General features: G+C 45.0%; 20 protein-coding genes. 2 read left to right on the forward strand and 18 right to left on the reverse strand.

Going from position 1 to position 14,795, the window contains the following annotated elements; genetic code table 11:
• Positions 1 to 22: 22 nt before the first annotated feature.
• Both BN1360_RS20460 and BN1360_RS20465 read right to left on the reverse strand, forming a co-directional pair.
• Positions 23 to 556 (reverse strand): tetratricopeptide repeat protein, encoded by a 534-nt coding sequence (locus tag BN1360_RS20460; protein ID WP_068781716.1) that lies wholly within the window; start codon positions 554 to 556, stop codon positions 23 to 25.
• A 57-nt stretch (positions 557 to 613) separates the two neighbouring features.
• Positions 614 to 946 carry a nucleotide pyrophosphohydrolase gene (locus BN1360_RS20465; protein ID WP_068781717.1) on the reverse strand — a complete coding sequence of 111 codons (333 nt, stop codon included), beginning with the start codon at positions 944 to 946 and terminating at the stop codon, positions 614 to 616.
• A 319-nt stretch (positions 947 to 1,265) separates the two neighbouring features.
• On the opposite strand from BN1360_RS20465, the gene BN1360_RS20470 reads away from it, so the two are divergent.
• Entirely contained in the window at positions 1,266 to 2,123 is an 858-nt protein-coding gene (locus tag BN1360_RS20470) for a YitT family protein (RefSeq protein WP_068781718.1), read from the forward strand.
• A gap of 46 nt (positions 2,124 to 2,169) precedes the next feature.
• Here the strand turns inward: BN1360_RS20470 and BN1360_RS20475 are convergent, their stop codons facing one another.
• From BN1360_RS20475 to BN1360_RS20545, 15 genes are all read right to left on the reverse strand, one after another.
• Positions 2,170 to 3,057, reverse strand: a complete 888-nt coding sequence (locus BN1360_RS20475) for a sporulation protein YpjB (RefSeq protein WP_148466628.1) — start codon at positions 3,055 to 3,057, stop codon at positions 2,170 to 2,172.
• Between the two features lie 562 nt (positions 3,058 to 3,619).
• A complete protein-coding gene (locus BN1360_RS20480) occupies positions 3,620 to 4,246 on the reverse strand; it encodes a DUF1405 domain-containing protein (protein ID WP_068781720.1) in 627 nt (208 codons plus the stop codon).
• 87 nt (positions 4,247 to 4,333) lie between these two features.
• The gene (locus tag BN1360_RS20485; protein ID WP_068781721.1) at positions 4,334 to 5,215 is read right to left on the reverse strand and encodes a menaquinol-cytochrome c reductase cytochrome b/c subunit; all 882 of its coding nucleotides are present in this window, start codon (positions 5,213 to 5,215) and stop codon (positions 4,334 to 4,336) included.
• A gap of 37 nt (positions 5,216 to 5,252) precedes the next feature.
• Entirely contained in the window at positions 5,253 to 5,924 is a 672-nt protein-coding gene (gene qcrB, locus BN1360_RS20490) for a menaquinol-cytochrome c reductase cytochrome b subunit (protein ID WP_068781722.1), read from the reverse strand.
• 16 nt (positions 5,925 to 5,940) lie between these two features.
• Entirely contained in the window at positions 5,941 to 6,483 is a 543-nt protein-coding gene (locus BN1360_RS20495; protein WP_179014107.1) for a Rieske (2Fe-2S) protein, read from the reverse strand.
• 187 nt (positions 6,484 to 6,670) lie between these two features.
• Complete coding sequence (locus tag BN1360_RS20500) at positions 6,671 to 7,102, reverse strand: DUF2487 family protein (protein ID WP_068781723.1); 432 nt, start codon at positions 7,100 to 7,102, stop codon at positions 6,671 to 6,673.
• 162 nt (positions 7,103 to 7,264) lie between these two features.
• The gene (locus tag BN1360_RS20505; protein WP_068781724.1) at positions 7,265 to 7,789 is read right to left on the reverse strand and encodes a flavodoxin domain-containing protein; all 525 of its coding nucleotides are present in this window, start codon (positions 7,787 to 7,789) and stop codon (positions 7,265 to 7,267) included.
• An 8-nt stretch (positions 7,790 to 7,797) separates the two neighbouring features.
• Positions 7,798 to 8,652, reverse strand: coding sequence for a hypothetical protein (locus BN1360_RS20510; protein WP_082790149.1), 855 nt, complete (start codon positions 8,650 to 8,652; stop codon positions 7,798 to 7,800).
• Between the two features lie 7 nt (positions 8,653 to 8,659).
• Positions 8,660 to 9,265 carry a TetR/AcrR family transcriptional regulator gene (locus BN1360_RS20515; protein ID WP_068781725.1) on the reverse strand — a complete coding sequence of 202 codons (606 nt, stop codon included), beginning with the start codon at positions 9,263 to 9,265 and terminating at the stop codon, positions 8,660 to 8,662.
• A gap of 160 nt (positions 9,266 to 9,425) precedes the next feature.
• Positions 9,426 to 9,608 (reverse strand): IDEAL domain-containing protein, encoded by a 183-nt coding sequence (locus tag BN1360_RS20520; protein ID WP_068781726.1) that lies wholly within the window; start codon positions 9,606 to 9,608, stop codon positions 9,426 to 9,428.
• Positions 9,609 to 9,630: 22 nt separating this feature from the next.
• On the reverse strand, positions 9,631 to 10,137 hold the full coding sequence (locus BN1360_RS20525; RefSeq protein WP_068781727.1) for a gamma carbonic anhydrase family protein: 507 nt from the start codon (positions 10,135 to 10,137) through the stop codon (positions 9,631 to 9,633).
• An 82-nt stretch (positions 10,138 to 10,219) separates the two neighbouring features.
• Entirely contained in the window at positions 10,220 to 11,320 is a 1,101-nt protein-coding gene (locus BN1360_RS20530) for a hypothetical protein (RefSeq protein WP_068781728.1), read from the reverse strand.
• A 118-nt stretch (positions 11,321 to 11,438) separates the two neighbouring features.
• Entirely contained in the window at positions 11,439 to 12,023 is a 585-nt protein-coding gene (locus BN1360_RS20535; RefSeq protein WP_068781729.1) for a histidine phosphatase family protein, read from the reverse strand.
• Positions 12,024 to 12,130: 107 nt separating this feature from the next.
• A complete protein-coding gene (locus BN1360_RS20540) occupies positions 12,131 to 12,730 on the reverse strand; it encodes an anti-sigma factor (RefSeq protein WP_068781730.1) in 600 nt (199 codons plus the stop codon).
• Positions 12,727 to 13,320, reverse strand: a complete 594-nt coding sequence (locus BN1360_RS20545; protein ID WP_068781731.1) for an RNA polymerase sigma factor — start codon at positions 13,318 to 13,320, stop codon at positions 12,727 to 12,729. Before BN1360_RS20545 ends, BN1360_RS20540 begins: the two co-directional genes overlap by 4 nt.
• A gap of 306 nt (positions 13,321 to 13,626) precedes the next feature.
• Here BN1360_RS20545 and BN1360_RS20550 point away from each other — a divergent pair, with 306 nt between their 5' ends.
• Positions 13,627 to 13,962, forward strand: coding sequence for a hypothetical protein (locus tag BN1360_RS20550; RefSeq protein WP_069188393.1), 336 nt, complete (start codon positions 13,627 to 13,629; stop codon positions 13,960 to 13,962).
• A 182-nt stretch (positions 13,963 to 14,144) separates the two neighbouring features.
• Here BN1360_RS20550 and BN1360_RS20555 read toward each other — a convergent pair whose 3' ends face one another.
• Positions 14,145 to 14,747, reverse strand: a complete 603-nt coding sequence (locus tag BN1360_RS20555; protein WP_324254281.1) for a DUF3189 family protein — start codon at positions 14,745 to 14,747, stop codon at positions 14,145 to 14,147.
• Positions 14,748 to 14,795: the final 48 nt, after the last annotated feature.

The following is a 14,795-nucleotide window of genomic DNA, read 5'->3' on the forward strand; positions in this document are numbered from 1 at the left end:
TTTTAATCCCCCTTCACTTGAACTAAGATGATGACTGATTCAATTTGTTCTCCAATTGTCGTTCCAATTCAGTCAACTGCCTCGTAACCACTTCATCCTGTGGCAAGGCGTAAGCATCGCGCAGAGCGGACAGGGCTGTATCATATCTCCCCATCTCTCCGTAAGCGATCGCTAACCATGCCTGCACATCAACGGATACAGGGTCCAGCTCCCCGGCTCGTTCAAGCAAGCGAACGGCCCTTTCAGAGCGATTCATCTTATCCTCTGTCTTTCCCTCCAGATGCCTTCTTGCAATCCCCAGCAGCTCTTTGGCTCTCAGGCGGTCGAAATGAAGCATATATTCTGCATGATCGGGCGCAAGTGTCGCTGCGAGGCGGGCATGTGCCAGAGCCTTATCGAGGCAGTTACTGCGGGCGCTAGTGATGGAATGGCGATAATGAATATCGGCATTATCCGGTTCAACGCTCAATGCCTGTTCGAACCAATAAAGCGCCTGCTCAAAATCATTCTCATAAATGCTGCGGTAAGCTTCGTTTAAGCACTGTTTTGCCTTCATTTGCTGTCCCCCTTGCCAGATGGGCTGATTCACTATTACAGCATATGAAGGCGCTACTTATTCGGTGTCCTTTTTCGTCCAACGATCCGCATCGCGAGTCGAGAATTTAAGCATTACTTTATCATGGGCCTCCGTAAGATCAATTCCAAGCGAATTGGCGAAGCAAATCGTAATAAAGAGAATATCTCCCAACTCCAGCTCAATCGAACCCTCCGGTTCATCCAGCTTCTTAGGCTTCTCTCCATATGTATGATTGACTTCACGGGCCAGTTCGCCGAGTTCCTCGCTCATCCGTGCAATTAAAGCCAGCGGACTGAAATACCCTTCCTTGAACTGTGATATATACTTGTCCACTTCACGCTGCATTTCAGCTAGAGATTTCTCATCCATCCTATCATCCCACCCTGTTATCTAAATTAATTATTATGTTATCGTAACAGGAAATTGAAAACAAATTCTTTTTGGAGATATACTATGAGTGCGTGTTCAAAAAGTCCCGCTAATTTTCAATTCACTTCCTGCTTAGATATAGAATTTATTCGGTATCAGCAGAGCTGATGAATTCTATATCATAAGAAAATCTCTGGATCGCAATCGCTATCCGTGGCATCGAAGGTTTTCTTCCAAAAAGCAGACTTTTGGGACTACCGCTATGAAAGAATGCGTAAGTTGATTATACTACTCACCAGTAAAGGAAGAAACGAGTATTATGAAAAATATCACAAATTATGCGCGATCCATTGTTCCGATTATTATTGGAACAGCCATCTATGCCTTTGGCCTTCTGTATTTTATCATTCCGAATCAACTCATGGAGGGCGGCGTTACTGGTATTACGATCCTGTTGAAGTATGCCTTCGCCATCTCTCCATCCATCTCGAACCTGGTCATCAATATCCCCTTATTCCTGCTCGGCTGGAAAGTACTCGGCGGCCGGCAGATGATACTGACCGGTATCGGAATTTGCTCCCTGTCTTTCTTCTTATGGGTATTTGAACATATTCTTAGTCAGGGCTGGATCGAAATGCTCCAGACTGATTATATTCTGGCCACGATGTATGCCGGCGTTACGCTCGGCTCTGGCCTTGGCATCGTCTTCCGCTTCGGCGGCACAACCGGCGGCTCTGATATTATCGCCCGGATTCTGGGTCGCAAATTTGGCCTCAGCATGGGGCAGGTCATCCTCAGCATAGACGTTGTCATCATTGGCTTATCTCTCTTTTATGTACGTAAGGAAAATATTCTATACACGCTCGTTGCTGTATTCATCGCCTCCAGGGTGATCGATTTCATTCAGGAGGGCGCCTATTCCGCCAAAGCATTTATGATCATCAGCGATCATGCTGAAGCGATTGCAGATATTATCACCAATGAGATGGAGCGCGGCGTCACTCTGATCCCCGCCAAAGGAGCCTATTCGAAGCAGGATAAGCCGATGGCTTACTGCGTCGTATCGCGGCAGGAGATCAGACGGCTTCAAAGCATCGCCAAATCGGTAGATCCGCGGGCTTTTATTATCATTAACGATGTGCGCGATGTTCACGGAGAGGGCTTCCGCGAAGAATAATAAAAGAGGTGCCCCGGCACAATAGGGGCACCTCTTCTTTCATTAATCAGAAGCGAAAACGATCATTCTTCTCATTCTTGCCAGGAACCGAGATCACGGTTTGGTTCGCTCGATATTTCCTGTAAGCCGTGTAGAATAAGGCCAGCAAAATCCAGCCGCCGATCAGCAAGCTCCAGTTCCACGGATTTCCGTATCCGCCAATCGGGAGAAAGGCCGGTTCATCTCCTTTTTTGCCGAACAATTCCTTAATGAACCCTTCTCCTTGCTGTAAAGCACTAGCCAGCGCGGACATATCCGCTTCCTTCTCTTTCGTCAAGCTATCCGTATAATACAACCAAGAATCAAAACGGCTGATCTCCGTAATGTCCTTACGGATCACTGCTGCTGGACGAATTAATTCATAATGCGATTTCAAGCTAAGATAAGCTTCTCTTAGTGCAGCTCCGCTCCCGGCAGTACGAGCCTGATTCATACGCTGCAGATCCTCGCCAAGTACTTTGTAATACTGATGCCATAAGGCCTGCTTCGGATGTGTAAGGCTGTTCACGGCAAGCCTAAGCCGCGCCGATGAGCTAATCCACTCCTCTTGCCCATCTACGGCCTTGGCTAATGTCTCTTTAACATCCATTATGCTCTCAGCCAACGCATGAATTCCTTCTACTGAAGTCAATCCCTTGAAAGATAGGCGCTCCAACGAATCGATGACCTGTTCCATATCCTGATTCGCTTTTTGCGTATTTCCCTGCTGCATGTCCTGGTACAGCGATTCTGTAGCCGTTTCCAACTGCCGCAGCTTGTCAGCCCTTTCTTGCTCCGTTATTTTGATATCCGCGGCCTGTGCGACTGGTAGCCCGTCAGCATAAGCCTGGGATCCTTGCAGAAGCAGCAGGATCATCGATAAGGCGACTAATAGACAAGATCCTTTCCATTTCACGGACATCCCTCCCTACCATCATGTTATGGCAGGCTGTCCAAGCTTAGAACCTGGAGGTAGTTCAAAAAGTCTGCTTTTGATCACGAAGTGGATTGAGAAGTATTTCGACATCGTATCTTGAATTCAGCCGGGCCTTCCGGTGCTCATGTACAACTTCGTACGCTCCGCTCCTCTGACCCCAGCTTCATCCAACCTTCTCGGTGCTGAAAACCCGACTTTTTGAACCTTTATTTAGATGAGGTAGTTCAAAAAGTCTGCTTTTGATAAGAAAACCGATCGAGGTCATTCAAGGGTGAGCGACCGCGATTCAGAGGTAGGTTTTCTTGCGATATAGAATTTCATCAGCTCCGCTGACCACTTATAAATTCTATATCTAACACGAAGTGGATTGAGAAGTATTTCGACATCGAATCTTGAATTCAGCCGGGCCTTCCGGTGCTCACGTACAACTTCGTACGCTCCGCTCCTCTGACCCCAGCTTCATCCAACCTTCTCGGTGCTGAAAACCCGACTTTTTGAACCTTTATTTAGATGAGGTAGTTCAAATAGTTCGCGAAGCCCGCTACCACCTTTTGGCTGCCCGAAGGGCGATACAGCCGGCTAGTGCGCTGGCACAAGTTAGCGCGAAGGTGAAGATCATCACCGCGTTCACATCATTCCACAGAACTTCCGGCAACCAAGGGTAAACTCCGAAGCTATAATCAATAATATCGTTCAGTATCGTCCAGCTCCACGCACCGATCAGCATTAAGGTGCCAAATTTAAACAGACGAACATACAGCAAAGCTTCAACCGCCATAGCCAGATGGGATGCCACCAGCATCCAATCCTGCCATACCAGCGTATTCCCCTGAGCAGCTCCTGCAAATATAATCGTGACCGCCCAGATTCCGTATTTGATGCTTGTTACGACGGCCAACCCTTCAATAATGGTTCGGATAAAATAGAACTTCCCCAATTTCTCGGGGAACAACAGAAATAATAAAGCGGCGGTGAAAAACAAACTAGCCGTAGGGCTGTCCGGAACAAATACAATCAGCCAATGCGGCTGAGTCGCCCAAGTCTCCCGCAGCTGATGATCATACCAAATGTAGCCGTAAATCGTACCAAGCAGATTCACCATGAAAAGACACCATAATATGTATTTATTCCCGAGCAAGGATTTGCTCCATAAAGTCGACAGCCTCAAGCGTGAATCTCCTCCTCATTTAAGCGGGACTGGCCCGATAGATATGTAAAAACCTGATCGTATTTACGATCAGGTTCATAGTTATTACTATTCTACTGCCTCGGCCTTCTGCTTCGCAAGCCATTCCGCCAAATGATCGATATCATCATCGCTAAGGCCATTTCCTTTCGCAGTATCATACATAGGTTGCATTCTGCCGTTATAGCCTTCTTTAATAATCGTCAGAATTTCTTCTTTATTATGCTTGTCGCCAATACCGCGGAGCGACGGGCCGCCGCCACCCTTCAAGTCAGCCCCGTGACAGCTGATACAAGTAGCCTTCTTAAAGGATTCCATTGCTGGATCATCCTTATCAACGATGGCAATTTCCTTGTCTTGGGTAACGTTCGTTGTTGGCAATCCCTTCTCCCGATTCTCGCGCGCCTGCTCTTCACGCTGAATATGCTCTGGCTGAAGCCCAGTAGCCTTCAGCTCGTTCTGATAATGAGTCCAGGCGAAGTTAGTCAAATAGACCAGCGATGCGATCGATAGAAGCATCAAAGATGAAGCAATCGGGCGCTTATAGAATCTGCGCTCCTTGCCACGGTCGAGAAATGGTGCCAATAGAAGAGAACCAAAGGCAACGCCTGGAATCCCCAGCGTTCCAAGAACGACAAAATCTCCAGAAGCATATGGATATTTCAAGTACTGATACAGGAACAGAAAGTACCAGTCTGGCATCGGAATGACCTGAGCACTAGGGTTAGCCGGAAAACCGAGCGGCGCCGGTTCGGAAATCGTCAACACGAGGAACCCTACGAGTACCACAACGCCAACCATCCATTCCTTAAGCAGAAAGTTCGGAATGAACGCTTCAGATTTCCCGGGATAAGCCGTGTAATCGGGAGGTGTAACGAAGCCGTCGCCTTGACGAACACGTGAATCACCGACATATACGACTTTTTCTTTCGATTTATCTCCGTGAGCCATGTAAATGCCTCCCTTCACTTTATTATTACTCACAATTTTATAGAGGTCCGGAGATCCCTTGTCTGCGGATCATGATAAAATGCCCTACCAATAGTAGCAGCAGTACAGCCGGAAGGAAGAAGACATGGATCGCGAAGAAGCGGGTCAGCGTCTCGGCGCCGACAATGGTTCCGCCCTGCAGCAATTCCTTAATGACCGGCCCCAGCACCGGAACTGAATTGGCGATTTCCAGCGTAACCTTGGTTGCGAAATAAGACTTGTTATCCCATGGCAGCAAATAACCAGTCAAACCGAGGCCGATCATTACGAAGAAGATCAGCATCCCGACAACCCAGTTCATTTCCCGTGGCGCTTTGTAAGAGCCGGTGAAGAATACCCGCAGCGTATGCAGGAACATCATCACGATAACAAGGCTTGCTCCCCAGTGGTGCATCCCGCGAACGATTTGTCCAAAGGCAACCTGGGTCTGCAAATATTCAACGCTGGCATAAGCGTTTTTAATATCTGGTACATAATACATTGTCAGGAACATCCCTGATAAAATCTGGATTACAGTAATAAAAAACGTCAGTCCGCCGAAGCAATACACAAAGGCAGAGAAATGATGCGCCGGGTTAACATGCTCTGGTACCTCGTGGTCAGCAACATCTCTCCAAATCGGCGTGATATCGAGACGTTCGTCAATCCAGTTATATACATTCTTAAACATCCGAATCTACGCCTCCTTACTTCACTCTTGTATTGGCGACAATGTCGCCGAGATAAACCCAATCATCCTTCAACATAACCTTGTACTCATCCAGCGGTTTCGGCGCAACAGCAAGCTGTTTGCCATCCTTCGTATAATGCGCCCCATGACAAGGACAGTGATATTCGTCAGGAAAGCTTTTGTCACTGTTCCATCCGACCGTACATCCCAGATGCTTACAAATCGGTGAAAGCGCATAAATTTTGCCGCTCTCGTCTTTACGAATCCATGCCGTGAGCGAGGCAATGCTGGAATACCAACCATCCTGCTGTGGAAGTTCAAAATTGAACTCCTGCGGCTCATTCGTTATTTTGCTGGCTTCGACCACTTTAATGAAAGCGCCCTCGCCCTTTTTATGCAAAATCGGATCTACGGCAAAACGAACCATCGGAAGCGTCACTCCGCCCACCATAAATGCGGTAGCGCCTCCCAATGTGTATGTAAGAAACTGCCGCCTGGACATTTCCTTACGGATGGGCGGTTTATGTGACGATTCATGCTCGTCATGCTGATTGCTCATAATGTCTTCAACCCCCTTTTTTCGCCAATTGATCTTTAACGATCTTCCCTTTTCAATGACAATAATCACATGAATATGTAAGTCAGTTTAATAATATATTAGCGTTTTGAGAGCGTCAAGAATTTGACACATATTTTCCAAGGATAAACAGTAGGTTTGTCATTAAAGTGTCGATAATTTGTCACAATTAATTCAGTCCTGAATTTTGCCAAATCGCTTGAACAGCTAGTCTGATTTGCTCTGCTCCCTCGGGCGTCTTATAGTCTGGAAAAGCCTGTGACGTCACGATCAGATCCGCATCAGCCAAAGCTTCTGACGTCCACGCCGCATCGGCCGATATCACAATGGCATATTTAAATCCCGATAATTTGGTATTGCGACATACATTGTTGATAAGCTCCGTAATCTGTGCATCCCCATATTGAAAAGCTGGATATGTAACGACCCTGCCTTTGAACGGAATCTCGATGCAATCCATAATATCCCGCAGCCGTTCCAATTTGCCGGTCACTTCGTATGGCTGCTCCGTTCCTGAAAGAGCGGTAACCGGAATTAAGCAGGTATCGAGGTAAGGACGCAATTCCTCCCAGGCTGATAACTCAATTTCACTAAATTTCATGCTCTATTCCTCCCCTAGTATCACTCCTATTATAGTCACAGAGATGTCACATTTAAAAGGTGGATTTTCCTAATCATCAAGATCGGACGAGCATTCCCTCCTCCTTATCCAAGCGGATAGGAGGCTACCCATTAGTTGAGTATTCACATTATTAATTTTCTTTTACGCAATTCCCTGAATATAGGCAATTATTGGTCTTATCGATTCTCTATTTATATAATCCACCTGTTTACCATAGGTATCCTTAATCACCTTTTCAACTTCATTCATTTCTGACTCAGCTTTCTTTTCTACTGCCTTATTTAGCATTTTCATTAAGTTGCGGTGCAGAAAGCCTAGCTTGCCATAGTCAATTGCACCTCGCAAGTGAAATACCTTTTGTGGCTGAATATTTTGATTAGGAAAGGCTCTATGCATAATATCCGTGTAGTCCATCGTTTCTGGATTCGTCAGACCAACAGTAAATACAATTAGGTGCTTACATGCATTCTTAGATACCAAATCAGACCCACTGATACTGCTGGCATATATTCCACCACTGTACATGATGATGTCATAATCTATTAGCATATTAGCTTTAGCGGAATCCCTCTCAATCAAGTCTGCACCTAATTCTTCAGAAATCCACTCAGCATATTTCTTAGTTGCCCCATAAGTAGATTTGTAGATCACAGCTATTTTACTCATACGTTACCTCATTTCTTCAGATTCTTTTGAATCAAATAAAAATTAAATCCTACCACTAACGTATATAACGGAAATATAACCATTTCTACGATAGACACCTCAACACCATTCAGACACATAAATAAAATCATTGCATCAAGTGCTATTAGCAAGGTCAAAATCTTCATAGTCATGATGGGCATAAGAAGATAGCCCCATGGCTGTTTCTTCATAAGCATTACCGCACTGAATACGATTACTGGCAAGACAATTCCTAAATCCATCGCTTGGATCGGCAAAGTCGTATAGTGTTCTAAGTAAATGCTTAGGCTCTTCGGAGTAAGACGAGAGAGCCAATTAAATGCAATTAAACAAGCAAATACTACATTTGAAATACCTAGATACTTAATTGGTAATTTTTCGCTAAATTTATCTTTCAATTTTGGTAGCTCAAAAGAAGTCATACAAGCGATAAAAGCAAAAAATGATAAACCCGTTATAACAACGTACAAGATGAAAAATGGGTTATAAGAACCAGCAAAACTGTAAATCACATAAGTATATAGAAAATATGCCAAAGTTCCTGTTAGATAGAATCTGCCTAGAAAACTATTCTTTCTGCTTAAATACAAAGAATAAACAAGAAACGGCACACCTAGGAAAAGAGTAACCAAATCCTGACCTTTTGCTTGAACTGCCATGGATAGCGAATCGTTGTGATAAATGCCACGTCCATACAGCTTAACAATCTGCCCCCCGACAGTTTCTACTTGCTCACCTATATTTATAGGGTGATTATAAAACAGGCTGATTGCAGAAATTATTGCTGCCAATATTGCTATTGCGATGGATAGATAGTCGACTTTTTTGTTATAGGTTTTCATACTATTCTCACCTTAAATTTCCCATAAAATAATCTATGTGCTTTTCCACCATTTCTTTGGCAGCCGCTTTATTTTCCATACTGTCCGATATTCCCATCATCATGTAAATTGGTGCAAAATACTCCAGTGCAAGAATTTCAGGATCCTTATCACTATTTTTTGTATTTAATACAGATTCACCTATTAAATCTTTGGCATAACCGATAACTCCACCAGTTAGGTATTGATTTAGCAAACTTGCCATTTTAGGATTACGGTACTGCTCTAATGTCAGCATTTTGCGAAAGTTTGAGGCGAACTCATCTTCAGTCCAGTATTTAAACATTTTAATGCTAAATGCTTTGATATCTCCGAATGCCACATTACGATAATCGTATTCTGCATCTTCAAAAGTACCAACTGGAACATCAAATTCTTTTGCTTTCTGGGCATCCATTTTTTCCATACGTTGAATGATACTATCAAAAATATTATGCTTATTTTCATAATGCTTATATAATGCACCTTTTGTAATTCCGAGTTCTTCAGCAATATTTCTTACAGATACACCCTCGTAACCGTCACGAGCAAATAGCTTTAACGAAACTTGTAATATCTTTTCTTTTGTATCCATATATGTGGACGCCTCCAAGTAAACGATAGTTTACTAAATATTATAGTGAACTATCGTTTACTCGTCAAATAGTTTTACAAACAAAGCAACAAACCTACGAACCACCTATTGTTATCGAATTACTTTTTTCTCAAAAAAAGAAATGCCGGTGGCATTTCTTTTAATGTTTCAATGTCTTCAGTTCATCCGTAAGAAGTCGGAAGGCCACCTCATCGCCTTTGGCCAGGGCAGAATCAATTTCGCTATATATTTGCTCCGACCGGCGCTTGCGCAGCGCTTCATCCCAGACCATCTCTGCCGCTAAACTGAGCATCGCTTCATAAGTAACCTTCATTTGATCCATAGGATGCACCTCCAATACATTGTCATGAGATCCTATATTCTTTGCCTTTCACTACATAACTTTCCATCGTCCGTTTCATCCTAAGCAAATCATCTTCTGTTAATTCACGTACGACTCTTGCAGGAGTGCCTAGAGAAAGAGTATAGGGTGGAATTTTGGTATTCTCTGTTACTAAAGATCCTGCTCCTACTAAAGCATATTCACCGATGTCAGCACCGTTTAAGACGATTGCCCCCATCCCGATTAATGTACCTTGGCCTATCGTTGCGCCATGAATAATCGCACCATGGCCTACAGATACCTCGCTCCGAACAATAAGCGGCTGATCGGTATTCACATGCCCGATCACACCATCCTGAATATTACAGCGATCACCGATCATAATTGGCGCCAGATCTCCGCGAAGCACCGCGTTGTACCATATTGTTGAATCCTTGCCTAACGTTACATCACCGACGACCTTCGCTCCCTCGGCCACAAATACCGATGAATCCAGATTTGGCCTTCTTCCCAGGTATTCAATCAGCACTACGAATCACTCTCCCGCCGTTTAGTTGGGAGTGATTGTAGCAATTAGGTACATTATTGTCAACGACTTAAGTATTATCTTGCTAGTCCTTATGCAGCTGCTTAGTTGCCATCTTGCCAAATCCAGTGGTTTGAACATACCGTTCTCCAACTTCGCTCTCTCCAATACGGATCATGCCCAGATGAAGCATCATGCGCAAAATCCGCTCTTCGAATATCGATTCAGGAGTGTCATAGAAGAAAGGAGCGATTAGAGACCCCAGGTTCTGGTACAATGACTTCACACTGACCCAGTCTGCAGAAGATCGTTCGATCCAATAGATCATCGAGAGCAGGTTCGGGATCGGTATTTTGTACAGCCTTAGCCAGAAGGCAACAAACTGCAACATCGCTTCACGATGTTCTTCCTTAAGATAGGCTAGGCCGGTCGAGGTGAGCCTGAGGCTGTCCCCTTCTTCCTTGATCAGACGGACATGATAGGCATAGTCGTAGAGCAGCGAAAAACGGCTCGGATAATCCTTGAATCGACGGCCATAACCAAATCTCCAGCCTTTGCCCACAAGCGGTTCGCTTACATGAAGCATCTCCATGATTTGCATTTGGCTGCGCCGATACATCACACCTTCTGCATTAAGAGCAACACTATGATTCATGACATATTCAAGGAACAACAGCAGGTCAGTTGCCATGAGATCGGGCTCTTCCCGATAGAGGACTGGCTCTTGCTCTGCCAGAATAACCTCTGACTTAATACGCCTCTCAAGCACCTCGCGAAACCTGCAACGCAAGTCGTCGGGCACCTCGAACAGGTAACGTGTTGCCGGAGTCGCTCCCTGGAAGAGCCAGGCGCGCTGTCTAAACCGAGATATAACTTCGCGCGGATTCTCCCGCTCCTGCTCCTGATCACGCTCAGCTTTGACTGCTCGCGACTGCTTGACGCAAGCCAGCAGATCCTCAAGACTGAATTGTTTGCGGCCATCGAACAGAAGAGCGTTCAAGAAGCGTAAATCCTCCATGCTCATTCCGTCCACATGATGCTCGACGAAGTCTCGCCGCCCTACCGTCTGCAGGATGGACTGAATCAGTTCAAGCTTGGAGTTTCCGTTGCAATCACACCGATAATGGTTCGCTATTCTGCTGAGCTGCGTAATATCAGCATAAGTTAGCATATCCGCCAGATTCATATGTTACCGCCTCGCCGTTTTAATACCATTATGGGAAATTTGACGGTAATTATTCCTTCATACCAAAAAAAACCAGCCCATTTGGGCCGGTCTCATAGGTTACAGGTCATTCCAAAACTTACTTATCTTCCAGATGGCGTGTGCAATTATAGAGGCGCATATCCCAATTGTGATCATTCTTCTCCAGTATAGTTAAGGAGAGATTGCCGATGCGCTCCGTACACTTATTCTGATATAGAACTGTAAACAACTGGGCTAGCAATCCACCGTGAGAGACTACAAGCACATTATTATCGCTATACTTCTCACCAATTTCCTTCAAAAATGACAAAGCTCTCTCCTGAATAGCTTCATCGCTCTCCTGACCAAGATCCCGCTGCTTCCAATCTACTCCCCAAAGCGTCTCACGCTCTTCGGCTGTTAGTCCTTCTACTTGACCAAAGGCCTTCTCAACCAATCTCGAATCCGGATCATATAACGGAATATTCAGCGTTTTGGCAATAATCTCCCCCGTCTCCTGAGCCCGAGACAAGCCACTGGTAATGACAAAATCCCATTTATACTTCTGGTCCGCAAGCAGACGCTCCGCTAACTTCTTCGCCTGACCACGTCCTTCTTCATTAAGGGGAATATCGCTCTGTCCCTGAATTCTCCCGATCTTATTCCAATCTGTCAATCCATGACGTATCAAGCCAACTAGCATAATCAACCTCCCCAAAAATTATCTCTAGTATCCTCTAATTCGAAGTACTCCTATATAAAAAAAGATAAACACTTCTTCCGGGGAAGAAGCGCCTATCCAATCTCACGCTATCTCTTGGAGCGGCGGATGCCCTTCCAGGACACGATGGCAAGAACCATGCCCCCCATCGACAAGTACATCCAATATTGCGGATAAGTCGGGCCCATTTGCACTACGAACGGATCGACAATGCCGCGGACTTCGTTCGGCAAGCTGAAGGAGACATTGCTTGTCTTCTCACTGTCGGTTGTAGCCACCGCAGTCGGCAGCACACCGGTCAAAGATTCATATTCCGAGTCCTTTTCGAATTTCCCGCCCATCACGAACAGTAATGTGCTGCATAGGAAGACCACGAGGAAGCATGCTGCCCATAATGAGACACGCCTGCTGATCCGTTTATGAAATCCGGGGTCTCGAACATCCGGAGCAAGCCAGGGAGATTCCGAGTAGATTCTATCCATTACCTTGCGGTTCACGGACTCGGCTTGTTCTTCAGTAATCTCAAACGGCAGATCATGGACCGCTTCCAGACTTTCCTGCCAGAAACGATATTCAACCGCACAGGTTTCACAGCCTATAACATGCCACTCCAACATTTGTCTAAGAGGATCATCCTTCGGAAGATCCGGAAGTAGTGGAAATAACTGCTCCGCCTCTCTACAATTCATCTGCTTTTCATCCCTTCATAATGCTCGTAGCTCGGCTCATAGAAATAGGGTTCAAGCTGACTTTTTACACTGCTGCGTGCTCGGAACAACAAGGATTTCACAGCACTTACGCTTTGACCTAGAATGCAGGCGATTTCCTGATAGTCCAGTTGGTCGTACTCGCGTAATATCAGAGCCGATCGCTGCTTTTCCGGAAGATTGTTAATTGCTTCGCGAACCAGGCCAACACGTTCATTGCGCAAAATCGCCTGTTCAGGCACAAGCTCATGCGGAGCAACAGGTATGTATCCACTCTCCTCTAACGGCACATTGCCGCTTCGCTGCTTACGTAATTCACTCAAAACGGTGTTTCTTGCAATCGTATAAAGCCAGGTAGAGAAGGAAGCATCTACTTCACGGAAAGAGTGCAAACTTCGAAATGCTTTATAAAAAGTCTCAGAACAAATATCCTCTGCCATCAATTCCAATTGAGCGCTCTTCAGCATGTGATATACAAATGCCAAAATTTTGCGTTGATACCTTCGCATCAACTCCGAGTATAACTCGGTATTGCCTTCTTTTATCTCACGAATCATTTGGGAATCCGTCATTTAAGTGCGAACCTCCTCGCCCATCCATGCGCTTATTCCCCGTTCGATTCTTATACATTATTACCGAACAGGATTAAAAAAGTTGCGGTTTGCTTATGTAATTATTAAAAAAACATCCATATGATGGCGTCATTATCAATTCATATTGCAATCCTTCAATATTATACCATAGAAGAGGGGCGGATAAAAATATGTCCGGGCTAAGACAACGCCATGTAGTCGAATAGGATAACACTAACCCTCATCGCGGCATAAATTACTCTTATAGTGCGTTTTCTAATTTCACAAACGGAAGAAGGTAATCCTATGTCTTCTCCCGGCAAAAGCAATAAAGCCAGAAATAGCAGCTCTAAAAATGGAAATTCAAACAATAATTCGAACAGCAAATCTTCCAAATCGAAACAGCAAAAGCCCGGGAGCATTGAAGCCGCTGTTGCCGCCCTGCTGTTAACCGGTAAATTAAAGGTCGACTCCGTCGAATTGTTCAGGGAAGCGTCTGTCGTTATCAGCTTGATTGGCCAATACAAAACACTCAGCTCCGGCAACGGATCGAACATAGATACGCTGGTCTCATTTTTTCAGAGCAATGGTGATCTTACATTAAATGACGTATTTGCCGCGATGAAGAAAATGACAGATTAAATGTGCACGGTTAGACAGTATGACGTAAAGGGGGCCTCAGAGTTGGGAGAGTTTGATGGCGAAAGATTTGCTGAGCTTCTTATTTTAATCATCGTTATTGGCTTGCTGTTCTTCGGATCGACGGAAATCGCCGATTACACTACCGGACCCACTCCGCTATAAAGCTGTTTGTATTACATTTCCTAGAGCTTTATTCCTTCATTGTTCAACACCTTTACTTTTGGAGAAGAGGTATTGCCTGCACGAGTCGTATCCTCAACCACTTGTATTATATTTTTATAGGTTTGCTGGGCACCCAGCACCAGAAGGGCCCGGCCAAGACTCGTGAGCCTGAGTTGTCTTGAACAGAAGCCCCCGATCGTCATCATCAAAGGGACTGTCGGTGAAGTGTTGGACAATATAACCTTCTCCGACAGTTCTTCTTTATCGGCCAACAGTTGAAATGAACTGGTGATCGCTGGAATTACCGCTTTGGAATTGCCTCTCCCCACACTGAAAATGTCATTTCCCTGATCGTCCTTGCCATGATGAATCAATTTGCCATGTTCCTGCGGAAGCAGCTTATCGAACATGTACGTATTCAGAATTTCCTCCTTGGAAGGTTTACGGTCGCGTGGTAACCGATTCAAATGATAAGCCGCAGCTAAGACGGAGGTATGTGTTCCCCCATAACAGTTGTAAATGTAGATCATGCTGATTTCCCCTTTGTGGATATTATTAAAGATCAATGTGTCCCGTTTGTCATCAAGATATACTTTAACATTGGACTGGCTGTTAACAGCCACCGTATTTTCCCATATATATATAAATCATTTTGGGGGACGATAATTCCC

Source organism: Paenibacillus sp. GM2 (assembly GCF_900069005.2).
In the GTDB taxonomy this organism is placed as follows: domain Bacteria; phylum Bacillota; class Bacilli; order Paenibacillales; family Paenibacillaceae; genus Fontibacillus.